This is a genomic window from Patiriisocius hiemis (assembly GCF_031846325.1).
GTDB classification, from domain to species: Bacteria; Bacteroidota; Bacteroidia; order Flavobacteriales; family Flavobacteriaceae; genus Patiriisocius_A; species Patiriisocius_A hiemis.
Genome location: NZ_JAVRHZ010000002.1, coordinates 84444 through 111098, shown reverse-complemented (window position 1 = coordinate 111098; position 26655 = coordinate 84444). Strand labels below are relative to the sequence as shown.

The following is a 26655-nucleotide window of genomic DNA, read 5'->3' as shown; positions in this document are numbered from 1 at the left end:
AAAGTACTATTATTTATTTGAAAAACAAGCAGGTGTAGATTTATTTTAAGCCTTTACTGTTATTTTAATTTTACTACCAAATCTCCTTTCATAACCATGGTGCCTGGTTGCAGAGCGATAGACGACACAGTACCTGGTTTAGTAGCTGTTACGGTACTTTCCATTTTCATCGCTTCGATTACAAAGAGTGGGTCATTCTTCTTAATATTTTGCCCTTTTTTAACTAATACTTTGTAGAGTGAACCTTGTAGCGGAGCACCAAACTGGTTTTCATCTTCTGGGTCTACTTTTACATGGGCTACTTTTTCTACTTTTATAGACTTATCTTTAATTTCTACAAAGCGGTTTTCTCCATTTACAGAGAAAAATACAATTCTATACCCATCCTCATTAGGAATTCCTACCGAAAGTAGTTTTACAGTAATTGTTTTTCCAGGTTGTAACTCTATCATAATCTCTTCTCGTAGCTTCATTCCATAAAAGAAGTTGGCAGTAGGAAGTATAGATACATTACCGTATAACTTATATTTTTTATGTGCTTCTTCAAAGACACGTGGGTACAAGCTATAACTTAAAAAGTCTTCAAACTCAATAGGGCGCGTAAATCCTTTTTGATACTTTTTCTTGAAACTTTTAAATTCTGTATCAAAATCTATGGGCTCCAAATGCGCATTGGGTCTTTCAGTATAAGGTTCTGCATTCTTAAGGATTACTTTTTGTAATTTTTTTGGAAATCCACCAAGTGGTTGCCCTAAGTCTCCTTTAAAGAAATTAATCACAGATTCTGGGAAGGAAATAGTTTCTCCTTTATCAAGAATATCTTCTGGAGTTAAATCATTAGTAACCATAAAAATAGCCATGTCTCCTACAACTTTAGAACTTGGCGTAACTTTTACTAGGTTACCAAAAAGCATATTAACTTCTTCGTACATTTTTTTAACTAAGTCAAACTTATCTCCAAGCCCTAGTGCTTCGGCTTGTGGTCTAAGGTTTGAATATTGTCCGCCAGGAATTTCATGGCTATACACTTCTGCAGTTCCTGCTTTTAATCCGCTTTCAAAAGGGTAGTAGTATTCTCTAATGTCTTCCCAGTAGTTTGAAAACTCATTTAATTTTTTACTATCAAAGTCATGCATACGCTCTTGATAACGCATCATTTCTACAACACTATTAAAGTTAGGTTGTGAGGTAAGACCAGAGAGCCCTCCAAGGGCTACATCCACAACATCTACTCCGGCTTCTATAGCTTTTAAATACGTTGCAGACTGTATGGAGGATGTGTCATGCGTGTGTAAATGCAAAGGAATCTTTAAAGTATCTTTTAAAGCGCCTACAAGCTGGGTGGCAGCATACGGTTTTAATAGTCCCGCCATATCTTTTATAGCAATCATGTGTGCTCCTGCGTTTTCCAAATCTTTAGCAAGTTGGGTATAATAGCCTAGGGTATATTTTGTTTCATTTGGGTTTAAAATATCTCCTGTATAACTAATAGCAGCTTGTGCAATTCCTCCTGTTTTTTCTCTTACATACTTAATACTAGGCTCCATGGCTTTTACCCAGTTTAGGGAATCAAAAATCCTAAAAACATCAATTCCATTTTCCCAAGACGTTTCTACAAACTTTTCAATCAAGTTATCTGGGTATGCTTTATAGCCCACTCCGTTAGAGCCTCGAAGTAACATCTGGAATAAAATATTTGGCATTAATTTACGGAGCTCTCTTAATCGTGTCCAAGGACTCTCGTTTAAAAAACGCATACAAACATCAAAAGTGGCGCCTCCCCACATTTCAATACTAAAAATATTGGGATGATTTTTAGCATAACTTTCAGCTATTGCAAGCATATCGTAACTCCGCATTCTAGTTGCTAATAAAGACTGGTGTGCATCTCTTATAGTGGTGTCTGTATATTGAATCTTTTTTTCTGAAGAAAGCCATTTGCAAAATGCTTCAGGACCTAATTCAGTAAGTAAATCTTTTGTTCCTTTTGGGAATGCTTCCGAAGGTGAAAAAGTTGGAATTTTTGGTGTTCTAAATATTTTGGTATCGTCTTTATATTTTACATCTGGATTTCCGTTGACAATTACTTCACCTAAATAATTTGTAATTTTTGTTGTTCGATCTTGCGGAAGTTTTATGTCAAATAGTGAAGGCGTTTCAGCTATAAAATTTACTGAAGCTTTACCTTCTTTAAACGTTTCGTGTTGTATAACGTTTTGTAAAAAATGGATATTAGTTTTAACACCACGTATTCTAAATTCTTTTAAAGCACGTGTCATTTTACGAACAGCACCATCTAAGGTTCTTCCATGAGCCGAGACTTTTACGAGCATAGAATCGAAAAAGGGACTCACGCTATAACTCTGGTAAATACTACCAGCATCTAGACGAATTCCCATCCCAGAGGCACTTCGGTAGGTAGTAATGGTGCCATAATCTGGTGTAAAGTTATTAGCGGGATCTTCGGTTGTTAAGCGACATTGCAATGCAAAACCATAGGTTCTAAGAGAGTCTTGGTCGTATATTTTAATTTGTTTATCACTTAGTTTATACCCACCAGCAACAAAAATTTGCGTTTTTATCAAATCGATTCCTGTTACCATTTCAGTAACTGTGTGTTCTACTTGAATTCTTGGGTTTACTTCAATAAAATATACATTATCATCTTTATCTACTAGAAACTCTACAGTCCCAACATTGTTATATGAAACCTCTTCTGCTATCGCAATCGCATATTGGTATAATTGGGTTCTTACATTTTCTGAAACATTAAAAGAAGGTGCAACTTCTACCACTTTTTGGTGCCTTCGTTGTACCGAACAGTCGCGTTCATAAAGGTGTCTTATACTTCCGTGATTGTCTGCCACAATTTGAACCTCTAGATGCTTTGGATTTTCTACATATTTTTCTAAAAACATGGTGTCATCCCCAAAGGCATTTCCAGCTTCACTTTTAGCACTATTAAAAGTATTTGTTAAATCTTCTTTGGTTCTTATAATTCGCATGCCGCGACCACCACCACCAGATGCAGCTTTAAGCATAACTGGGTATCCAATATTTGAAGCTTCTTCAATGGCTGTTTCTACGTTGGTGAGTTCTTTTGTATTGCTTTCAATAATGGGAACATTACATTTTTTAGCAATATTTTTTGCCATTATTTTATCCCCTAATGCGTCCATTACTTTTGGGTCTGGCCCAATAAAGATGATATCATTTTCCGCACATTTGCGAGCAAATTTGGAATTTTCTGAAAGAAAACCATAACCAGGGTGAATGGCATCAACATTTTTAGATTTTGCTAAAGCAATAATAGCATCTCCATCTAGATAAGGCTTTAATGGCTCGTCTTTGTTTCCAATTTGGTATGCCTCGTCTGCTTTATATCTATGTTGAGAGTACCTGTCTTCATAAGAATAAATAGCAACTGTTCTCAAGTTGATTTCTGTACAAGCTCTAAAAACTCGTATGGCTATTTCACTTCTATTGGCAACAAGTACCTTTTTAATTTGCATAACAGGGTATTTGAATGATTAAAACCCTAAAGATACCAAAAATACTATGCATGCATAGTATTTTTGGTATTAAATTTTTATGAAATTATATATGGGTTTTCGTTTTTGTAGTTTCTAACAATAAAGTCTAGTGCAGCTTCTAAAATCTCACCCATATTTTTAGATTTTTTGAAATTGATATCATTTGTTAACACAAATAAGTCTTTTTGGAGTTGCTTTATTTTTGAAGAAGTAGATATGGTATCATTTTTCATGCAAAACAGTAAAGACTGTAAGCGCTCTTTTTCACTATTAGCTCGCTTTGCTAACAAAGAGCGTTCTTCTTTTTTGTACTGTTCTATAGACTCCTCTTGCAGTACTGAAAGTGTTAGTTTCACCAATTCATTATTTTCTTTTAAAAACTGGGGTTTATAAACTTTACTGTTTCCTTCAAAACTTTGTTGGTCAAAATCTATTGCTCGAATTCTATATTGAATTCTATCGAAATCGTTGGTTAACACCATTACATAATTGTAAGCTCGCATGTCTCCAAGAAGCCTAACGAAACAGCGTTCATTAAACTTTACAAACTCTTTTGCAATTTCTCTTTTATCTCTTTCTGAGCAAAATTGAAGATGATTTTCAATAAAATCATCCCCAGGTATTCCAGAGATGTGTTCTTCAATTAAAGAGTTTTCATGTACAAGAAAATTAATATGGTTAGGAGAAAGTAAATGCTCTAGCTCTAGTCCATAAATTCTAGAAGCATCAGCTTTTTTGATGTATAAAAATATATAATTATCGTTTAATATATTTCTAACTTTTACTCTAAAAGGTTTTGTGTTTCCAAAGGTGCAAAAGTCTATACTATCTATAGATAGATAAGGTAAAAGGCTATCGCTACCATCACTATGTAAGATGGAGTACATTCTTTTTAAACTGAATTCTATTTCCTCTCGTTCACTTTCAGAATAGTACACGCTTATCCATAGCGTATCATTTCCTTGAGCGTCGTAAATTACCACAGAACCTTGAAACCGCAATAAATCATCATAGTAAATAGGAATCTTAATAGTTCTTCCATGCTCTGTTAGATACTCAAGTAATTTTTCTGATATATCAAAAGCTGGCTTTTTTTTTGAAATAAGTTTTCGCATAGATTTTGGTAAATATGTATAAAGATAGTGTTATTAAAGTACCTTATTGAGATCACTCAAAAAGTTAAAATTATCTTAAACATAATACAAAACCGTCACAAGCTCACCTTCTATATGTCTATATTTATATAGACATCAATCAATCTAACCTAATCAATTATGAAATTTTTAAAAATCGCTGCGATAGCAATTTTCTGTTTTTGCTGTAGCATTTCTTTTTCTCAAACCGATACTACACCAGATAATCAAGTTACCGAATACCCTAAACGAAGCTACACAACTACTTCAGTAGCTAACTTAGAACCTATTAAAATTGACGGAGTGTTAGATGAAGCTACTTGGGATGCCGTAGAATGGACTACAGATTATACTCAGTTTGAACCCGATAATGGTGCAGCTCCTACAGAGCAGACCAAAATGAAAATTGTGTATGACGACAAAAACCTCTATGTAGCTTTTAAATGTTATCAAGCTGACCCAAGTACTATTGAAAAAAGGATGGGGCGTCGTGATGACTTCCCAGGTGATTGGGTTGAGATTAATATAGACAGTTATGGAGATGAACGTACTGGCTTTTCGTTTACGGCTTCTGCATCTGGAGTAAAAGGGGATGAGTTTATTTCAAATAACGGTAATTTTGATGGGAGTTGGAATCCTATTTGGTATCTAGATACTAAAATTGATGATGATGGTTGGACTGCAGAAATGCGTATTCCTCTAAGTCAGTTGCGCTTTGGAAAAGATGACGAGCAAGTATGGGGAATACAATCAACCAGGCGTTATTTTAGAAATGAAGAACGTTCTACTTGGCAGCAATTGCCAGCTAACCCTCCTGGTTGGGTAAGTTCTTTTGGAGAATTACGTGGTATCAAAGGCTTGAAACCTCAAAAACAACTCGAAATACAGCCGTATACTGTAGGAAAATTGGATACCTATGAAAAAGAGCCTGGTAATCCTTTTAGGGATGGTAGTGATACAAAGTTAACAGGGGGGTTAGATGCTAAAATTGGTGTGACCAATGATTTAACTTTAGACTTAACAATTAATCCAGATTTTGGGCAGGTAGATGCAGATCCGGGAGCCGTTGCACTTGATGGTTTTGAAATTTTTTTCCAAGAACGAAGGCCTTTCTTTGTAGAAAACAAGAGTGTTTTTGATTTTAATGTAGGGGGAGGAGCAGACAACTTATTTTTCTCCAGACGTATAGGAAGAAGTCCACAGGGGTCTGCTTTTGGTGCAACAACTGTATTTGTAGATCAACCTATAAATAGTACTATTTTGGGGGCGGCCAAGTTTAGCGGAAAAACTCAAAATGGATGGACACTTGGAGTTTTAGAAAGTGTAACTGCAAAGGAGTTTGCAGATGTAATTAACCAAGATGGTAGTGAAAGCGAAACTGTGGTAGAACCGCTTACTAATTACTTTGTTGGACGAGTTCAAAAAGATTTTAATGATAACAATAGCTATGTAGGAGGCATCTTTACAGCTACGCATAGAAATATGGAAGACAATCTTCAGTTTTTACATTCGCATGCTTACTCTGGAGGGTTAGATTTTTTACATAATTGGAAAGACAGAAAATACTATGTAACCGGAAAATTTAATTACAGTCATGTTCGTGGTAGTAAAGAAGCCATAGAAGAAACACAACGTTCTATAAGACATTTATTTGCAAGACCAGATGCAAGCCACTTAGAAGTTGACCCTAACAGAACTTCATTAACAGGTACTGGAGGTAGTTTTGAAATTGGAAAAGGGGGTGGTGGAAACTGGAGATATGGAACTGGTGGAAACTGGAAATCACCAGAATTTGAAATAAATGATATTGGGTTTCTTAGGCAGGCAGACGATATTCGTCAATATACCTTTGTGACGAGAAACTTTAATACTTCTACTTCGTGGTATCGTCGTGCTAACCTAAGAGGTAATTTGTCAACTGCCTTCGATTTTGAAGGTAATTATAATCGTATTCAATATGAAATAGGAGGTTTTGTAAACTATAAAAATAATTGGTGGAGTGATTTTGGGGCAGCCCATAAACCTAGAATATTTACAAATACAGCCTTACAAGGTGGTCCAAGGTGGCGATTTAATGAAGAAAACTTTTGGTTCTTTTTTAGTGGTACAGATCAGCGAAAAAAGTTGAGTTTTAGAGCAGGACATGTAAACTCGCAAGCTAAACAAGATAATTTCGCATTTTACAATTATGAGTTTGGAGTACGCTACCAGCCATTAAATACTTTAAGTTTAAACCTAGATTTAGAGTATTCAGAAAACCCAAATAAAACACAATATGTAACTACAAGAAATTTTAATGGAGACCCTCGATATATTACAGCTGCTATAGATCAAGAAACGTTAAGCGCAACACTACGTGTAAATTATAATATTAATCCAAATTTGACAATACAGTATTACGGACAACCTTTTATTTTTAAAGCTAAGTATTCAGACTTCAATTTTGTTAATAATCCTATTGCAGAAGATATAAATGAGCGGGTTACTTTGTTTAACAATGACCAAATAACTTTTGAAGAAGGAGGCTATCTTATTGATGAAGATGCCGATGGTGCAACAGATTACAGTTTTGGAGATCCTAATTTTGCATTTGTGCAGTTTCGTTCTAATCTAGTAATGCGTTGGGAGTATATTCCTGGTTCTGAAATTTTCTTAGTATGGTCTCAAGGGATTACAGGAGTTGGAGATCCTGATAATAGTTTTGGGACTATTATAGACAATCAACTTCTTAGACAGCGACCACAAAACACCTTTTTGATTAAGGCTACCTATCGTTTTGTTTTATAGTGTTATTTGAAAACTACTATTAAATGTTTTAGCGTTGAGGCTCCCGCTTTATTATGAATTTAATGCGCCTCTAGCCAATTTTCTCCTACCCCTATTTCTACATCTAAGGGAACGCTCATTTTGTAAGCGTTTTCCATTTCGGTTTTAATGAGGGTTTTAAGATTTTCTAGTTCTGGTTTATAGGCATCAAAAACTAATTCGTCATGTACTTGCAATAGCATTTTGCTAGTGTAGTTTTCGGCTTGCAGTTTTTTATGGATGTTTATCATTGCCAACTTGATAATATCTGCGGCGCTACCTTGTATGGGAGCATTTACTGCATTACGTTCTGCTGCGCCTCGCACTACTGCATTACGAGAATTAATATCTTTTAAATACCTGCGACGCCCCATTACTGTCTCTACATACCCATTATCTCGAGCAAAGTCAACTTGCTCACTCATGTAGTTACGTAACTTAGGATAGGTTTTATAATACGTATCAATTAACTCTTTAGACTCACTTCTAGACAAATCGGTTTGATTACTTAACCCAAATGCAGATACACCATAAATAATCCCAAAGTTTACTGTTTTTGCATTACTACGTTGCTCGCGAGTTACTTCTTCAAGAGGGACATTAAAAACCTTTGCAGCTGTGGAGGCATGAATGTCTTCCCCATCTTGGAATGCTTTTATCATTGTTTCTTCCTCACTTAATGCTGCAATAATGCGCAGCTCTATCTGGCTATAATCTGCTGCGAGTAATACATAATTTTCATCTCTTGGCACAAACGCCTTACGTACTTCCCGACCTCTTTCGGTACGGATAGGGATGTTTTGTAAGTTAGGATTATTACTACTTAATCGTCCTGTAGCAGCTACTGTTTGCATATAGTCTGTGTGTACACGTTGAGTTGCTTCCTCCACCTGTGTTGGTAATGCGTCTACGTAGGTGCTTTTTAATTTACTAAGACCTCTAAACTCCAATACATCTGCAATAATTTTATGGTCTTTGGCAAGGTAACTTAGCACATCTTCGGCAGTAGAAAATTGACCTGTTTTTGTCTTTTTAGGCTTATCTACTAACTTTAGTTTTCCAAATAGAATTTCTCCCAATTGCTTAGGAGAAGCAATGTTAAATTCCTCACCTGCTTCTTTATAAATATTAGCTTCGAGTTGTTTTATCTCTGTATCTAATTCTGAAGATAATTTCTGAAGAAATGCTTTATTGAGATTAATACCCTCTAATTCCATATCTGCTAGAACACGAAGTAAAGGCACTTCTATATCATCAAATAGTTTCTGAGTATTAGCAGCTCCTAATTCTTCTTGAAAATGTTGCTTTAACTGAAGCGTAATATCTGCGTCCTCAACAGCATACTCGGTTTGTTTCTCAATAGGGACTTCTCGCATAGAAAGCTGGTTCTTCCCTTTTTTACCAATGAGTTCAGTAATAGAAACGGGAGTATAGTTAAGGTAGGTTTCTGCAAGAACATCCATGTTGTGACGCATATCCGGATTAATTAGGTAATGTGCTAACATGGTATCAAAAATTTTCCCTTTTACAGAAACATTGTATTTAGCCAATACCTTTATATCATATTTTAAATTCTGGCCAATTTTCTCAATAGTTTCAGATTCAAAGAATGGGCGAAGTAATTCAATTAGTTCTTGCGCTTCCTGCTTGTCTTCTGGAAAAGGTAAATAAAATCCTTTTCCTGCTTCCCATGAAAATGCAATACCTACTAATTCTGCAGTTAATGGGTTTAGACCTGTCGTTTCTGTATCAAAACAAACAGATGTTTGTTTCATTAAATTACCAATAAATAACTTGGTGCCCATACCTGATTGTACAGTTTGGTAAAAATGCTCCGTATCGTTAATTGTTTTTCTTGAGCTGAAAACTTGTGACTCCTCTGTAGCTTCTCCGTCACCTCCAAATAATGAAAATTGTCCTTGTCCAGCAGTATTGGTTTTAGATTTTATAGTGTTAGCAGATTTCTTTTCTTCTAAACCTTTTTTTGAAGTTGTTGTTTCACCTTTAGTACTCTCTGAAGCAAATGTCTTTAAAAAGTTATCCTTTAGTCTTCTAAACTCTAATTCTTCAAAAATTTCAGTCACTTTAGAAACATCAGGCTCTGACATTTCAAAATCTTCGGCATTAAAAGTTACTGGTACATCAAGCATAATAGTAGCTAGTTGCTTGGAAAGTAAACCAAGTTCTTTATTTGCTTCAACTTTTTCTTTCATTTTGCCTTTTAGCTGGTCTGTATTCTCTAGTAGTCCTTCCATAGAGCCAAATTGTGCCAAAAACTTCTTGGCGGTTTTTTCACCAACTCCAGGTAATCCAGGAATATTGTCACTACTATCTCCCATCATTCCAAGAAAGTCAATTACTTGTAGTGGCTCTTTTACTTCAAATTTTTTCTGTACTTCGGGAATTCCCCAAGTTTCGTAACCACCTCCAAAAATGGGACGATACATAAAGATGTTTTCGGTCACTAATTGTGCAAAATCTTTATCTGGAGTTACCATATAAGTTTTATAGCCTTCTTTTTCAGCTTGTCTAGAAAGTGTACCTATTACATCATCTGCTTCATACCCCTCTTTTACCATGATTGGGATGTGCATTGCCTCTAGGATGTTACAAATATGTGGGGTGGCAGTTCTTATGCCCTCTGGCGTTTCATCTCTATTGGCTTTGTATTCTTCGTACATTTCTACCCTATCCACACTTCCACCTTTATCAAAGCAAACGGCAAGATGGTCTGGGCGCTCTCTTTTAATAACATCTAGAAGCGAATTCATAAACCCCATAATTGCTGAGGTATCTTCTCCTTTTGAATTAATTCGCGGGTTTTTTATAAAAGCGTAGTAGCCACGAAAAATAAGTGCATAGGCATCTACAAGAAAAAGTCTTTTTTGGTCTGGCATGTTGGATAAATTGAATAGTTTATAAAACTACAAAACTTATATCTCCAACCGAAATATATTGTATTACAATTCCTGTTTTTTTATAATAGAAATATGTTAAGAAAACTAGTATGAGTTGTAAAATATATTTGAGACTATCTAAGACGTTCTATTTCAAAGGATGTTTCTTGAACACTTGAGCTAATTGATATTGTTGATGGATTGTAGAACCTGATTTCTATAAAATCACCAGCACTTAACTGTAATATTTGATCTATTGATCTTATAAAATTTGAAGTCCCTGTATGAGTATAACGATTATATCTAACTCTTGAGCCATTTATGTAAATTGCTATTCCAAAGAGGTTGGTTCCGCTTGGCACACTAAATGTTCGACATATGGCATTTACCCTATAATAACCATCTACAGGCACAACAAATCGATCATTTGTTGTGTTGAAGTCTGAATTTATGTCAAAGTCAACGGTGTCAAAATTAATTTTTGTCCATCCAGCTCCAGACATTGCTTGATAACTATTCATTACTATTCTAGCCAATGAAAAATTGGAAATGGAAGTTGTGTTTTCAAAACTAACTTGTCCATTCCCATCAGTAGTTAATATTTGTCCAGCAGTACCATCTGTGGTAGGCAATGCATAGCCACTTCCTGTTGGGTTTCCAATTTGAAATTCGCTATTGGTTCTTAAAATGTTGTTGTCAAACTCACCATATATAAGAGCATTATTTTCATCTGCATTGCTATTTTCAATATAAAGTCTATTACCCTGTGTTTCATTTCTACCAGAACTTTCACCAATAAAAATACCTGAATTACCTGCATAGCTAGAATTTGGACCTGCAGAAAATCCAATGGCAATATTATTTGAACTATTTGAACTGTTTGCAAATGCACCATACCCAATAGCAATATTCTCACTTCCTGTTGCATTGCTACCTAAAGATGCACTACCAATGGCAATATTTCTATCACCACTAACATTACTATATAAAGTTTCAAAACCTATGCAAAGATTACTGTTTCCATCAACATTAGAATATAGTGATCGATAGCCAAGGGCTGTATTTGCAATACCGTTAATGTTGTTGTATAATGATTCAATACCTAAGCCAAAATTTGAATTATTTGAATCGTCATTTTCTCCTGCACCAGCCCCCAAAAAAATTGATGAGTAATCACTTTTCCCATCAATAAGGTCGTCTATTTTTTCTACGTCACTTTTTCCAAAAACAACCCAGTTTGTTGTATTATTATCCCAATAATAAAACCCTTTTGTAGGTGTTCCATTACCTGTGATAAAGACCAACATTCCATTTTGATTGGCGTTTACGCCTGATGGAAACTCATCTAATCTAGGGATGAGCAATCCATCTTTTTCAGAAGGTGTAGCTCCCGCAGATATATCCAATTGTGCATTGGGGCTTAGATTGCCAATACCTACTTGCGCAAAGCCTGTAAAGCTAAAAAAGAGGGGAAGTATATAAACTAAAAAACGTTTCATTACTATTATTTGTTTTACTACAAAAGAAGGTAGCCAGGACCATACTTTTATAAGATTTAAAAATAGTAAGAGCGTTTTAGTAAAAAATCACCTATTTGGGTGATATTTAATAGCTTAAAAGTTTTCTTGTTTTTACAATTGCTTCAGAACGCGAATGAACGTCGAGTTTTTCATATATATTTTTAATATGAGTTTTAATGGTATTAATACTTACAAAATGGTCATCTGCAATTTGATTACTTGTTTTTCCTTGATATATATCTTTTAATACATCAAACTCCTTCATCGTGAGTTTGTTAGGTATAGATTTGTTAATTAATTCTATTTGAAGCGAGTCTGTTTTATTAAATTTATAAAAGTTGGAAACTGCAATTTCTATTGCAGCAAACAAGTCGGCTTCTTCAAACGGTTTTACAATGTACCCCATAGGAAGCGTATGTTTTACTTTATCAAGAATTTCTTTGTTAGAGTAGGATGTTAGGTATAAAAAAGGAATTTCATATTCGCTGTTTATAGTCTCTGCTATAAGAATACCATCTAAATTATCGCCTAAATTTATGTCTATTAAAACAATATCTGGGGTTAGGCTTTTTAAGAAACTTAGAGCGTCAATTTTATTGTAAGCGAGCCCAACTACGTTGTAGTTTACATTGGTAAGTGCCTCCTTAATATCTTCTGCAATAATGGGGTCGTCTTCTACAACAAGAATATTAATTACACTCATTACTATACTGTTTTTAAGTTAGGAATTATTACTGCTATTTCTGTTCCTTTTTTTGAAGAGGTGATTTTTAGATTGGCTTTTAATTTGTCACTAAATGCTTTTATTAGTCTAAATCCTGTACTTGAGATTTGATTTACAGAAAAGTTTTCTGGTAATCCTTTACCATTATCAGCTATAGAAAGGATTAGTGAGTTATTATTAGATGTTAGAGAAACATCAATTCTTCCAGTAGGTTGATCTGTAAATGCATATTTTAAAGCATTGCTAATTAACTCATTTATAATTAAACCTAATGGAATTATAGTATCTACATCTACTTTTATTGAATCTACATTAACTTTAACTTCAATTAATTTATCCTCGGTTTTATAATTTTGAACTAGGTTATTTGCTAACTTATTTACATAATCACTTGTCTCAATACCAATAATTTGTGTGTCTTGATATAAGTTTTGATGAATAAGTGCCATAGCTTTTACTCTGTCTCTCCCTACTTGCATGGCTTGCGAAGCTTTAGGGTCTTTTAATTGACGTTGTTGTAAGCTTAATAAAGAAGAAATAACCTGTAAATTGTTTTTTACACGATGATGAATCTCTTTAAGTAGCGTATTTTTTTCTTCAACAGTACTTTCTAAAAGATTTTTTTGTTTTCCAAGTAGCTGATTCTTTTTCCGGTTTTTAATATAAAATAATGTGACAAGCGTAAGTAGGATGGCTAAGAAGATTACAATAATTATAAATAAAGTTTCATTTGCTTTTTTTCTTTCTAATTCACGCTCTTTTTTCTCAGTTTGATATTTAGTTTCTATATCATATACTGTTTGGTCACGTTGTTTTTCTTTTATTTCAACAAAAGCAGCTTGGTATTTTTTATGGTAATCTATTGCTGTTTTATAATCTTCAAAGGCATAAAAATATTTAGAAAGGGCGTCGTACAAATTGCTTTTAGCTCGTAATGCCGTAATGTTTTCAGCTTCAATAATTGCACGCCTTATTTTAGGCTGCATACCTGTAGAGTCTCGCAATGCCGCTTTAGCTTCAATTAGATACATTAAGTTTTTTTCAGAATCTAAATTATCAGGAGTAACCTTTACAGATTTCTCTAAGTAAGGAATTGCTTTTTTATATTGTTTTTGACGAATAAATAAGTTTCCTAAATTGGCATAAATATTATAATCTAGTTCACGCCTTTTATCTAAACGTAAGCTTTCAAGCATAAACACTTTTGCTTTTTCATAGTTTTGAAGAGACGAATGTATAGACCCCAGATTTATTAGACATTTCTTTTGAAGAACAGAATCCTTATCCTTTTTAGCTCTATTGTAAGCTATGTTGTAATATTCAAGGGCTTTGTTATAATTATCTGAGGTATGAAACATTACACCAAGTGAATGGTAAATAGAAGATGCGTATGCAAGGTTATTAGTTTCGCAAATCCGAATACCTTCAAAATAATACCCACTAGCTAAATCGTAATTTCCAGTAACAATCTCATGGTATAGCCCTTTACTTTCAAGTGCCATTGCTATACCAAAGGGATACTTATTTTTTTTGGAAAGCTGTAAGGCTTTTTCAGCATAAATAAGCGCGCTGTCGTTTTCATTTAAGGTATATTCCCAAGCGTTATCTATATGGGTTTGAATGGTTTTTTTATAAACTGATGTAGCGTTTTGTTCAACTTGTGAAAAGTGAAAAAAGCCATGGAGTGTAGCGAGAAAAATAAGCGGTGAAAAAAAACAATATAATTTCAATACATGTTTTTTGAAAACTACAAGATACTATTTTTTAAAAACCCCAACAAGAATAGTAAAACGAAGAAAAGATATCAATTAAGTCTAACGCATTTAAAATCAAAACGTATTTTTGAGTTTTAAAAACAATAAAAATGAATAAATTCTCAATTGCCATTCATGGAGGAGCTGGAACCCTTGTAAAAGGCTTAATGACGCCAGAATTAGAATCACAATACAAGGCAAAACTCGAAGAAGCACTTGAAAGTGGGTATAAAGTTTTAGAAGCTAATGGAAGTGCGCTAGATGCTGTGGAGGTTAGCGTTACAATACTAGAAAACTCTCCGCTCTTTAATGCTGGAAAAGGGAGCGTTTTTTCTAATGCCGGGACCCACGAAATGGATGCAGCAATTATGGAAGGTAAAAACCTTGAGGCAGGAGCTATTTCTTTAATAACAGGTATAAAAAACCCTATTACTCTAGCTAGAGATGTAATGGAAAAAAGTGATCATGTGTTTCTGGCAGGAGAAGGTGCTATGCAATTTGCAGAGAGTTTGCATTATAGTTTAGAGGAGCCCTCTTATTTTTACGATGAGGTGCGTTATAAACAATGGCAAGGAATTAAAGATAGTGACAAGTTTCAGTTAGACCATAGTGTGAAAAAAGATGGCAAGTTTGGTACTGTAGGTGCAGTTGCCTTAGGTATGGATGGTACTATTGGTGCGGCGACTTCTACAGGTGGAATGACTAATAAAAAATGGGGCCGTGTAGGGGATAGTCCAATGATTGGCGCTGGAACGTATGCAAACAATAAAACCTGTGCCGTAAGTTGTACCGGAAGTGGTGAATTCTTTATACGTGGAGTTGTAGCCTATGACGTTTCATGCTTAATGGAATATAAAGGTATGTCTCTAGAAGAAGCTGCTAATGAGGTAATACATAACCGTGTAAAAGCGATTAATGGAGATGGCGGGTTAATCGCGGTAGATGCGCAAGGAAATATTGCACTCCCTTTTAATACTGAAGGGATGTATCGAGGGTATAAAAAATGGAATGGAGAAAAAGATGTGTTGATTTATAAGTAAACTTGTAATTAAGGCGAAAGTTGTAACTTATTACTTCTTATGTTTATTAGGTTCAATAGAATTAAAATAGTCGTAGCTTTCGTTTAATAAATCCAAAATTAGAGTTTCATTAGTTAGCATGGCTTCAGTAATTAAAATATACCCTTTCATTACAGCTCCATAGGATTTATAAATAGTAGTGTCAAACTTTTTAAAATAGGTTTCTTGGACCTCTTTTGAGAATCTAATTCCTAACTCAGCATTTTTATTTAATAATGAAAACATATACCCGTTTGTGGATGTATAGGGCATTGTTTTCCCAAGACGATCAAATCTGGCACATTTAGTTACAAAGCTATCGTAAAGTTTAAGCCTTTCTTCCCACATCTTGATTAGTTTAGATAAAAGAGGCCTCTACAGGGAGCACTTTAACCTTCTTTTTCTTGATATTAAAGCGATCACCATTAGCAAGAACATGTGTTTTTAAATTTGTTAAGGACATCGGGGTGCCAACATCTAATATTTTTTCGTTATTGTGCTTTAATTTCCTAGGGTCAAAAAGAATAACCATCCCAGAGCCAATTACCTCAAAAGTTTTAGCATTTTTAATAAGAAGTCCAGTATCCTCAGCAAGACCAACACCTACTAGGGTTGGGAATTTAGCTACGGCTTCTGCTAGTCTTCCAAAGCGACCACGACGTATAAAGTGAGAGTCAATTATTAATTCTTTAATAAACCCCATCCCTGTACTCATACCAACTGCACCTTTTATAAATGATTCTGTAGCACTTCCGCCAGTAATCATTTCTTGTGACATACACATAGCACCAGCACTAGTACCTGCTATTACAAAGTCCTCATTTTTATATTTATCAAGAAGAATTTTATGAATAGTTGTTTCTCCAATTTTTCGTGTAATCTTAGATTGATTTCCGCCAGAGAACATAACACAATCTGCATTTTTCACGAGTGTAATATTTTCAGGCAACTCAGAATCCTCACGCTTTCTAATATCAAGAACAGTTACATTGGTACAGCCTAATTTTCCAAAGGCATCAAGGTAGTTCTGTCCTACTTCTTCCGGAATACTTGATGCGGTAGGTACTACTACAATGTTTGCGTCAATTCCACCAGCTTCTTTCACTACATGAAATAAGATTCCCTCACTAATAAACTCTAGTGTGTGTTGCTCATGTTTCTCCGTCCCTTTGTCTTCATTTCCACCTATGGGAATTAATGTTCCTTTTACTTTCATTAAATAGCTTTTGTTGCCTGCAAAAATAGGGTTTTGTTAGTAAAAAAATCTATATATTTATAAACTTTCAGTTATTAATATAATAAACTAACCCTATATGAAAATTCGCGAAATAAATGCTATGCGAGGTCCTAACTATTGGTCTGTACGTCGTCATAAATTAATAGTAATGGTGCTTGACTTAGAAAAAATGGAAGACTTTCCAAGCGATAAAGTACCTGGGTTTAGCGATCGTCTTAAAAAGATGTTTCCTTCTATGTATTCTCATAGATGTAGTGTTGGTGAACCAGGCGGTTTTTTTCAGCGTGTAGATGATGGTACTTGGATGGGGCATATTATAGAGCACATTGCCCTAGAGATACAAACCCTTGCTGGTATGGATACTGGCTTTGGAAGAACTCGTGATTATGGAGAAAGAGGTGTGTATAATGTAGTATTCTCCTATATGGAAGAAAATGTAGGACGTTATGCAGCTGAAGCTTCTGTTAAAATTTGCGAAGCTTTAATTGCAGGTGAAGAATATGACCTAGAACCAGATATCCAGCGTATGCGTGAGCTCCGAGAAAAAGCAAGATTAGGTCCTAGTACAGGTTCTATTGTTGAAGAAGCTGAAAGCAGAGGCATTCCTTGGATTAGACTTAATCAATATTCGCTTGTGCAATTAGGGTATGGAGCCAACCAAAAAAGAATTCAAGCAACTGTAACTAGCGAGACGTCATCTATTGGAGTTGAATTAGCATGTGATAAAGAAGATACTAAATACCTGTTGGAACAGGCTGAGGTTGAGGTTCCTAGAGGAGATATTATTTCTAGAGAGCGAAGCCTTGAAGACGCTTGTCGTTATGTTAGTTACCCTTTAGTCATCAAGCCTATAGACGGGAATCACGGAAGAGGAATCACAGTTGATATTCAAAATTATGAAGATGCACTTGTTGCTTTCCATGCTGCAAAAGAGGTAAGTAGAAGAGTAATTGTAGAAAAATATATTACAGGAGAAGACCATAGACTATTAGTTATTAATAACGTGCTTGTTGCTGCAGCAAAACGGACACCTGCTCATGTTATTGGTGACGGAAAATCAACCGTAGAAGAGTTAGTTGACGAAGTAAATAAAGATCCTCGTCGTGGGTATGGACATGAAAATGTGTTAACTCAAATAACTATTAATGACCTAACAAAAACAATACTTAAAGACGCTGGTTATACAGTAGATTCTGTTATTCCAGAAGGAGAGATGTTAATACTAAAAGATACAGCCAACTTAAGTACTGGAGGTACAGCTGAAGATATAACAGATATTGTACACCCTGCTAATGTTTCTATGGCAGAACGTATAAGTAAAATTATAGACCTTGATATTTGTGGGATTGATATTATGACAACAGATATTACTAAGCCTCTTTCTGAAACTGGAGGCGCGGTACTTGAGGTTAATGCTGGACCAGGATTTAGAATGCACTTAGCACCCACAACAGGATTACCTAGAAATGTTGCCGCTCCAGTTGTAGACAAATTATTTCCGCAACAAGGTGATACTGGTAGAATCCCTATTGTTGCTATCACAGGAACAAATGGAAAAACAACTACAAGCCGTCTTATTGCACATATGGCAAAAATGAAGGGATATAGAGTGGGCTATACCACAAGTGATGGTGTGTATATCCAAAACAGATTGTTAATGACGGGAGACTGCACTGGGCCTGCTAGTGCGGAGTTTGTATTAAAAGACCCTACAGTAAACTTTGCTGTTTTAGAATGTGCTAGAGGGGGTCTGCTTAGAGCTGGGCTTGGTTTTGGAAATTGTGATGTTGCTGTTGTAACTAATGTAGCTGCAGATCATTTAGGTTTAAAAGGGATTCATACCATAGAGCAATTAGCAAGAGTAAAAGGGGTGATACCAGAAACAGTATTACCAGACGGACATGCAATTTTAAATGCAGATGATGATCTTGTGTATGATATGCGTAGAAATATAGATTGCAATCTTGCCTTATTCTCAATGGATGAAAATAACCCTAGAGTACAAGCACTACAGCGTAAAGGAGGAATAACTGCTGTTTATGAAAATGGGTATGTAACCCTATGCAGAGGTGCTTGGAAAATGCGAATTATGAAAGCCGAAGATATCCCGTTAACCTATGGAGGTAAGGCCAAATTTATGATTCAGAATGTATTGGCTGCTGTCATTGCCGCCAATGTTAGAGGTATTAGTATTGAAGATATGAAGGCAGCTTTAGAAACGTTTATTCCATCAGCTTCACAAACTCCTGGACGTCTTAACTTATTTAAATTTAAAAACTTTAAAATCTTACTAGATTATGCTCACAACCCAGCGGGGATGAGAGCATTAAAAGATTTTTCAGATGAGCTTGACGCCAGCCATAAGGTTTGTATCATTGCAGGAATTGGAGATAGGAGAGAAGAAGATAATAATATGATAGGAAGTATTGCTGCTGAAATGAGTGACGAAATCATTATCAGACAAGACAAACGTTTACGAGGTAAAACAGAAGAAGAACTCATTAAGATGCTAGATGATGGTATTAAAATGAAAAATCCAAAAATGAAAACCACGATTATTCCTTCAGAAAAAGAAGCAATAACATTTGCTGTTAATAATGCAAAAAAGGATTCGCTTATTATTTTGTGTAGTGATGTGGTGCCAGATGCCTTAGATTTAGTACAAAAATTTAAAGCACAAGAAGCTGCGGGTGAGAAGGTTTTTTCTCAATAGTTTATAAAATTTAAAAGACCGCTTTTAGAAGAGCGGTCTTTTATTTACATCTATTTGGATTAGTTAGATGCGCCAGTCAAAATCCATTTTATTTTTCTGCTGTTACTTTTGTTTCTTTTGGGTTTATTTTATTCCCGTTTTCTAATGCCAAGAGACGTGCCTCTAGACTTTCATATTTTGCTAATTGTTTTTTTAATTGTTCGTTTTCTTCAGAAAGCGTTTGCAATTCTTTTTTAAGTTCTTTTATTGCTTCAACAAAAAGAGGGTCGTAATCACCATAAGCAGTTTGATAAAAACCAAGATTGTCCTTAGTTACTTTTTCTGGAAAAACTTTCATCAGCTCTTGAGCAATGAATCCGTATTGTAATCCTTTTGGTCGGTTGGAACCTGTTTTGTCATCATTCCACTCATAGGTAACTCCCCGCATCTTTTCAATTTTATCAAGCGCAGTTTCTCCTTTTATAGAAACAATATTTTTCTTTAGCCTTCTGTCACTATTAGCTAACCATGAACCCGCTGTGGTTTTGGATGCATCGCCTTGTACTTCTAAAGTATTGGTTACTGGATTTCGCATAACACCCATTTTACCATCACTATCAAGCCGTATTACATTAGCTCCAGCTTCACTTGAAAAAATATTAAATGTTCCGCCATTTGCTGCATTATCTGAGCGTGCAAAAAGCACCCAATTGTTTGTGGTTTCAACAGCATTGTCAAAAGTAATGCGCGTTCCTGTATTTGCATTTTGAGCTGTCAACATAATATGTGGAGAAGAGGAGCCTGTACTATTATGTATAATATCAAGACGTCCATCTGGGTTTGGGTTATTAATACCTATAGACTCAGACACATAGTTTTTGCCTAAAAAGTAGCCGGCCCACCCACTAGTAGTCGAAACTTGGTTATACGTACCATAGTGTGTGCCTCCTGCTGTAGCCGCAATTTCATTGTAGGTTCCATATCTAAATCCTGTTCCTGTTGTATTAACTTGGTTATAACTTCCATAATGCGAAACAGCTGAAGGTGTCGATGAACCATTTATTATAGTACGAGTTCCGTAACGTAAATTACTCCCGCCAGTTCCTTCAATAAGATTGTTTACACCAATACTTGCACCCCCGCCACTATTAGAAACATAGTTATCCACGCCGAAGTGTAATCCTGCAAAACTTCCTACTTTGTTGGTTTTTATACTCGTTGCCTTGGTGCCAGCATCGATACTCAATCTACCAGTACCCGATGTATTTTGTCCGATGACTACATCTTCTGTTGTTCCATCTGTAGGATATAGAAATGTACCACCATCTGTCCATTCTGAAGTTACCGGATCTACCCAACTAACATTACCTGTGCCATCGGTTTGCATAGTCTGTCCATTGGTTCCACGTGATGCAGGTAAAATATATGTGTTAGCTGTTGTAGTTCCAATGGCCAAATTTCCTAAAAAGTAACCTGCAAAACTGTTAGATTTTAGTGCACTTGAATATACACCATAATGAGTACCACCGGCAGTAGAATTAATAATATTATATGTACCATACTTGGTGCCGCTTCCTGTACCACTTAAAAGGTTTCTAGCACCATAGTGATCCCCTCCGCCAGTTGCTGAAAAAACATTATACATTCCATAGATATCTCCTGTAACAGAAGCGTATGAATAATTGTGTAACCCTTTGTAAGTTCCACTCCCATTCCCTATCATTAGATTGTAAATAGCGGTGTTGTCTCCAGCTTGAGAAGAGCCGAATGTGTTATACAAAATAATTTTGTTATCGTTTCCTGAGTTACTAACTGAGTTATATTGAAGATAATCGGTAGTTCCATCAGAGGCTTCGTTGTGAGAAATATTAAAGTCTCCAAAAGTTGTAGTAGTGTTTATTGATACAGAGCCGTTAGTATAAATATTATCTGAAATCGATGTTGAGGAGGCACCGGCTGTAGTTAGCCAATCAAAATCCCCAGAGTTGAGTGTGTTAGGATCTGTCCATGTAGCATTCCCATTTGCATCTGAAGCAAGAACATATCCATTAGCTTCATTACCATCCACAAACTGCATTGTTCCAACTACGTCTAAGGTAGCTGAAGGGCTTATGTTATTAATTCCAAGATATTTTTGATGCGTAATACGCATTGCTTCTTCCATTGGATTTGTATTTACAGGTCCAGGGTGTATATAAAAAGCTAAACCCACATTATCTTCATCTATGCCTGTTTGCATCGAGGCAATAGCAGCTCTCCTAGAATTGTCTCTTGCTGGGTGTGCTCCACCAAAAGCTATAGAGCCTCCAACTTCATTTAAACCTGAAGTTTCACTTCCTCTAATAAAAATGGCATCTTGTCCTGTGACACCAATATTTGTATTAAAATTATTCAATGTACCAATATGTAATGTTGTTCCAGGCGTATTTGTCCCTATTCCAATTCTATTCCTGCTACCATCAACAAAAAACATATTTTGATTAGTGCCGCTTTCAACCCTAAAATCACTTTCAGTACTGTCTTCGTTAAAAGCAATTTCTTCATTTGCGTGCTGGATGTCGATATAATTCCTACCACCTGCATCAAACTGAACTCGATCTGGGGTAAAGCTCATAAAAGTATTCGTATCGCCATCATGAAAAATATTTGAGGCAGCGGAGATATTTCCTTCTACACGAAGTCCTCCAGCTCCTTGAATGTCAACGGCGCCATTGTCTGCAGTAATTGCTCTTCCAGTCCCAGCACCACCAAAGTCGTAAGCATCGTCTAGTGTTCCTCCTCCAGTTGCATCTTGAAAAGTTACATTACCACCTCCATCAGTTGTCAACACCTGGCCATTGGTACCATCGGTATTTGTTATGGTGTAGGCATCATTAATATTCATTCTACCGTCCTTGTAGATAATTAGTGCATTGCTAGGGGTTGCACCAACTCCGTTCCCTAATACAAATAACCTATCGGCTGCATCAAAAGCGGTTGTAGAATTTGCTGTATAGGATGTATTATAAAAACCAAAAACGGTTTCTCCATAAGAGTAGGAGGTAACTCCTTCTCCTTTTGCAAAACTATGCACACCATATGAATTTACTCCACTTCCAATTGCCCAAGAATAATCATCCCGAGCATTTGCAACATTTCCAAATACTACTGCATGATTAGAGTTATTAGTGTACGAGTTTAGACCAAATGCAAATGAATTATCTCCACTTGCAGCACTATTGTTTCCTGCTACAAAAGAATAATCTCCAGTTGCTTCACTATCGTACCCTAACGAAATTGAACCAAAACCAGAGGCTAAACTTCTCCTGTTTACAGCAAATGAATAGTCACCAATGTTTGCATCGTCCCAACGTGCATCTTCAGAGTATCCTGCTCTAAAGGCTGCTTTTCTGGGGTTAAAAAACATACGAGTTCCTGTGCCGGTTATTTCTGTGTCAATTGCATCACCGCTTCCAAAAGTTCCTGTAACTAAAAAACCATCTTCTCCATCAACTCTTAAAGCACCCGTGTCGGCAATAATATTTTTACCAGCTCCTGCACCTCCAAAATCGTAAGCTTCATCTAGAGTACCCCCTCCTGTAGCGTCTTGAAATGTAACATTTCCACTTCCATCTGTGGTCATTACTTGTCCAGCAGTACCATCTGCTGCTGGCATAAGATACCTATTAAGAACACCATCTGTACCTAGCGACATTCTACCAATAAAAAAGCCAGCATAACTATTTGCTTTTCTTACATCTGAATAAACCCCATAGTGAGTACCTCCTGCGGTGCTTCCAATATTATTAAATGAGCCGTACTTTGCTCCCGTTCCTAAACCGTTAATAATATTTCTAACACCGTAACGCACTCCATTTCCTCCAGCACTCAAATCATTTTCAACACCCGTTAACGTACCAGTTACAGACCAAGCTCCAGGTGCTTCAGTTCTTACGCCAGTTACAAAGCTATCTCCTCCTTCAAATCTATTTAATACTCCTAGTTTTGATCCTTGAGGCGCACTAAGGTCAAATTCGTTTACAATAGCCGTCTTAGGACCACTTCCAGTAGCAACCATTCTATTTTCAATACCATACAACGTGTTATCTGTTGTTCCTCCAATAACATTATGAAACCCTGCATGACGTAGTGCATCTGTAATTGAACCTTGATTATAAATACCATAACTAATTACAGTATCGTCATTTCCACTCATTATATTTCTAATACCACTATTAGTTGTTGCTAGATCACTATTTACATAAAAACGTGATGTTTCAGTAGTATTATTGAGTCCAATTTTTACATTACCAAGGGTGTAAATGTTATCATTAATAGAGGTAGGACTTGTTGAAGTTCCGTTTATATTCCAGTCTGCATCACTTCCACCCGCACCACTAACAGGAACCCAAGCCGATCCAACATTGTCCCAATAGTAAAAACCTTTTGTAGGTGTGCCATTGCCTGTAATAAATACAAGCATTCCATCTTGGTTGGTTCCTACACCTGTTGGGTATTCATCTAATCGAGGGATTAAAATACCATCCTTTTCTGAAGGGGTATTTCCTGCAACAATATCTAATTGAGCTTGTGGGGTAATTGTATTAATTCCTACTTGGGAGTAGGATAGAACACTTGTTAGACTAAAAAGTGTAATTAGTAAACGTATTTTCATAACTATGGTATATTTAGGTGTAAACCACAGCTAAGTAGGGATTGGTAAAGGGCAAAAAAGTTTAATTTGGTGATTTCAAAAATATAGTAGCGAAAAAGAAAAAACCTCTATGATTTCATAGAGGGATATAAAATATGGGTATTCTGTTATGAATTCTTTTAAATAAAGAAAAGTCACCACATGTGATGACTTTTCGCCCCAAATTTGATTGACCCCAAAGAGGAATCAACCTACTTATGTAGTACGAAATTACAAAATATTATTGGACTTCTTTATCCTTTTAAGCAAAAATCAATGAAATCATAGAGTGTAAAACGTTATGCTAAGCTTTTGATTTTCTGTTTTTTATAACCAAAAAATAAGATATAGCCATAACAAGCTATGATTAATATAAATGCAATTTTAAAGCCTACATTGTCTGCTAGTAAACCATATAATGGAGGAATAATAGCACCTCCAACAATAGCCATACATAGTAAACCAGAAGCTTGTGGTTTTAAATCACCAAGTCCTTCTAATGTTAAAGTAAAAATAGTAGGAAACATTATGGAATTAAATAATCCAACTGCAAGAATAGCAAACATAGATAGTACTCCAATACTACTCACAGATACAATTATCATTAGTATTGCAAGCGAAGCGAAAATACTCAACACTTTGGCTGGCTTTATAAGTTGTGTAAGATAGGACCCTACAAACCTTCCAACCATAGCTCCAGTCCAATATAAAAAAACAAAAGCACCTACAATAGCTTTTGCATCTACGTTAGATATGTCTTTACTTATTATATAAGAGGCGAAACTGTTTAAAATACCATTCTCCGAAATAATTTCAGCTAAGTTCATATCCATAAAGTAAAGTACCAAAAAACTGCCAATTGCTACTTCAGAACCTACATATAGAAAAATCCCTAAAACACCCATTAGAACATACTTATTTGAAAGTAGTTTTATATACCCATCTTTTGGACTTTTTTCTAGAATTTTGGGAAGCTTGATGGCTATAAACACTAGAGCAAGAACTGCAATACTTGCAGCTAGAATTAAAAAAGGACCAGAGACTGCTGAAGCTTCGTTAATGTAGTATTCGTTTTGAGCTTCTTCTGAGAGTTTACTAATCGCCTCACTAGACATAATAGTATCACTTAATAAAAAAGATGCACCAATTATGGGAGCAATAGCAGTACCTAAAGAGTTAAATGCTTGCGATAGGTTTAATCTACTTGAGGCTCCATCTTCACTTCCTAGTACAGCTACATAGGGATTAGCTGCCACTTGTAAAATGGTAATACCTGCTGCCAATATAAAATAGCCTAAAAGAAATAATGTAAATATACGTTCTGATGCGGCTGGAGAAAATAATACACAGCCTATTGCCATTACAGCTAAGCCTAATACAATTCCTTTTTGGTACCCAATTTTTGAAAGTAACCACCCAGCAGGCACAGAAAAAATAAAAAAAGCACCAAAAAAAGCAAACTGCACTAATACTGCTTGAAAGTTTGAAAGTTCAAAAACATCTTTTAATCTTGGAATAAGACTATCTACAAGTACTGTAATAAAACCCCAAAGAAAAAAAAGAACAGTAACAATAATAAAGGCAGAACGATAGTTTTTAGATGAGCTCATGTGGTAATTGGTTATTTTTTATTGTAAAATTCTGAGGCAGTATTAGTGTTTTTATCATTTACATACTTAGTCACCCAAAAACCTTCATGAATAGAATAGGAACCAGTTTCTCCTTTTTTATTTACGGCAATGTATCCAATCTGGAAATCCTCATAATTAGGATTTTTTTTAATGATTCTACCTATTGCTTCTTCACAGGCTTTTTGAGGAGACATCCCATTTCGCATTAATTCTACAATTAAAAAACTCCCTACTGTTTTTAAGACAGCTTCCCCAAGTCCAGTTGCTGTAGCACCTCCAACTTCATTGTCAATAAATAAACCAGAACCTATAATAGGTGAATCTCCAATACGTCCTGCCATTTTATAAGCTAAACCACTTGTAGTGCAAGCTCCAGAGATATCGCCATTTTTATCTATGGCAAGCATCCCAATAGTGTCATGGTTTTCAATATTGATAATAGGTTTGTAAAGAGATGTTTTTTTCCATTCTTCCCAAGCCTTTTTTGAAGCCTCTGTTAATAGGTTTGTTTTCTCAAAACCTTGAGAAACTGCAAATTCTTCAGCACCAACTTCAGCTAATAATACATGTGGAGTATCTTCCATAACTTTTCTTGCCACACTAACGGGGTGCATAATGTTTTGCATACAAACCACAGCACCATAATCTCCATCTTTGTTCATAATGCACGCATCTAATGTTACTCTTCCATCTCTATCTGGTAGACCGCCATAACCTACACTTTGGTTTTTTGGGTCTGCTTCTTCTACTCTACATCCTTGCTCTACAGCATCTAAAGCAGATTTTCCCTGTTGAAGTGCTTCCCAAGCTTTTGCAGTTGCATTATTTACATTCCAAGTTGCAATTACTAAGGGTTTTACAATAGTGTTAGATGTTACTTCTTCTGAAGCTAAAGTGCTAGTTGCTTCTTTATTTTCCTTACATCCAATAACTGAAGCTCCTGCTACAACGCCTAAACTACTTAATGATGCATTTTGTATAAATTTTCTACGTTTCATT

14 protein-coding genes are annotated in these 26655 nt (G+C 35.6%); 3 read left to right on the top strand and 11 right to left on the bottom strand.

Going from position 1 to position 26655, the window contains the following annotated elements; genetic code table 11:
- Positions 1 to 59: 59 nt before the first annotated feature.
- Together RM538_RS04670 and RM538_RS04665 are read right to left on the bottom strand one after the other, a co-directional pair.
- On the bottom strand, positions 60 to 3512 hold the full coding sequence (locus RM538_RS04670; RefSeq protein WP_311332243.1) for a pyruvate carboxylase: 3453 nt from the start codon (positions 3510 to 3512) through the stop codon (positions 60 to 62).
- A gap of 77 nt (positions 3513 to 3589) precedes the next feature.
- Positions 3590 to 4648, bottom strand: a complete 1059-nt coding sequence (locus tag RM538_RS04665; protein WP_311332242.1) for a hypothetical protein — start codon at positions 4646 to 4648, stop codon at positions 3590 to 3592.
- Positions 4649 to 4807: 159 nt separating this feature from the next.
- Between RM538_RS04665 and RM538_RS04660 the strand changes: the two genes are divergently transcribed.
- Positions 4808 to 7453 (top strand): DUF5916 domain-containing protein, encoded by a 2646-nt coding sequence (locus tag RM538_RS04660; protein WP_311332241.1) that lies wholly within the window; start codon positions 4808 to 4810, stop codon positions 7451 to 7453.
- Between the two features lie 59 nt (positions 7454 to 7512).
- Here the strand turns inward: RM538_RS04660 and polA are convergent, their stop codons facing one another.
- The 4 genes from polA to RM538_RS04640 all read right to left on the bottom strand — a co-directional run bounded on the left by polA (position 7513) and on the right by RM538_RS04640 (position 14342).
- Complete coding sequence (gene polA, locus RM538_RS04655; RefSeq protein WP_311332240.1) at positions 7513 to 10368, bottom strand: DNA polymerase I; 2856 nt, start codon at positions 10366 to 10368, stop codon at positions 7513 to 7515.
- 134 nt (positions 10369 to 10502) lie between these two features.
- A complete protein-coding gene (locus RM538_RS04650; RefSeq protein ID WP_311332239.1) occupies positions 10503 to 11867 on the bottom strand; it encodes a phage tail-like protein in 1365 nt (454 codons plus the stop codon).
- 106 nt (positions 11868 to 11973) lie between these two features.
- Entirely contained in the window at positions 11974 to 12591 is a 618-nt protein-coding gene (locus tag RM538_RS04645; RefSeq protein ID WP_311332238.1) for a response regulator transcription factor, read from the bottom strand.
- Between the two features lie 2 nt (positions 12592 to 12593).
- Positions 12594 to 14342, bottom strand: coding sequence for a tetratricopeptide repeat-containing sensor histidine kinase (locus tag RM538_RS04640; protein WP_311332237.1), 1749 nt, complete (start codon positions 14340 to 14342; stop codon positions 12594 to 12596).
- A gap of 134 nt (positions 14343 to 14476) precedes the next feature.
- Here RM538_RS04640 and RM538_RS04635 point away from each other — a divergent pair, with 134 nt between their 5' ends.
- A complete protein-coding gene (locus RM538_RS04635) occupies positions 14477 to 15406 on the top strand; it encodes an isoaspartyl peptidase/L-asparaginase family protein (RefSeq protein ID WP_311332236.1) in 930 nt (309 codons plus the stop codon).
- A gap of 30 nt (positions 15407 to 15436) precedes the next feature.
- Here RM538_RS04635 and RM538_RS04630 read toward each other — a convergent pair whose 3' ends face one another.
- Complete coding sequence (locus RM538_RS04630; protein WP_311332235.1) at positions 15437 to 15772, bottom strand: hypothetical protein; 336 nt, start codon at positions 15770 to 15772, stop codon at positions 15437 to 15439.
- A gap of 10 nt (positions 15773 to 15782) precedes the next feature.
- The gene (locus tag RM538_RS04625; RefSeq protein ID WP_311332234.1) at positions 15783 to 16640 is read right to left on the bottom strand and encodes a cyanophycinase; all 858 of its coding nucleotides are present in this window, start codon (positions 16638 to 16640) and stop codon (positions 15783 to 15785) included.
- Positions 16641 to 16737: 97 nt separating this feature from the next.
- Here RM538_RS04625 and cphA point away from each other — a divergent pair, with 97 nt between their 5' ends.
- Positions 16738 to 19374, top strand: a complete 2637-nt coding sequence (cphA, locus tag RM538_RS04620) for a cyanophycin synthetase (protein ID WP_311332233.1) — start codon at positions 16738 to 16740, stop codon at positions 19372 to 19374.
- A gap of 88 nt (positions 19375 to 19462) precedes the next feature.
- Here the strand turns inward: cphA and RM538_RS04615 are convergent, their stop codons facing one another.
- The 3 genes from RM538_RS04615 to RM538_RS04605 form a co-directional block, all read right to left on the bottom strand.
- Positions 19463 to 24007 (bottom strand): tail fiber domain-containing protein, encoded by a 4545-nt coding sequence (locus tag RM538_RS04615; protein ID WP_311332232.1) that lies wholly within the window; start codon positions 24005 to 24007, stop codon positions 19463 to 19465.
- 317 nt (positions 24008 to 24324) lie between these two features.
- Positions 24325 to 25635: a sugar MFS transporter gene (locus tag RM538_RS04610; protein WP_311332231.1), complete on the bottom strand. Its 1311-nt coding sequence runs from the start codon at positions 25633 to 25635 to the stop codon at positions 24325 to 24327.
- Positions 25636 to 25646: 11 nt separating this feature from the next.
- Positions 25647 to 26654 carry a glycosylasparaginase gene (locus RM538_RS04605; RefSeq protein ID WP_311332230.1) on the bottom strand — a complete coding sequence of 336 codons (1008 nt, stop codon included), beginning with the start codon at positions 26652 to 26654 and terminating at the stop codon, positions 25647 to 25649.
- Position 26655 lies beyond the last annotated feature (1 nt).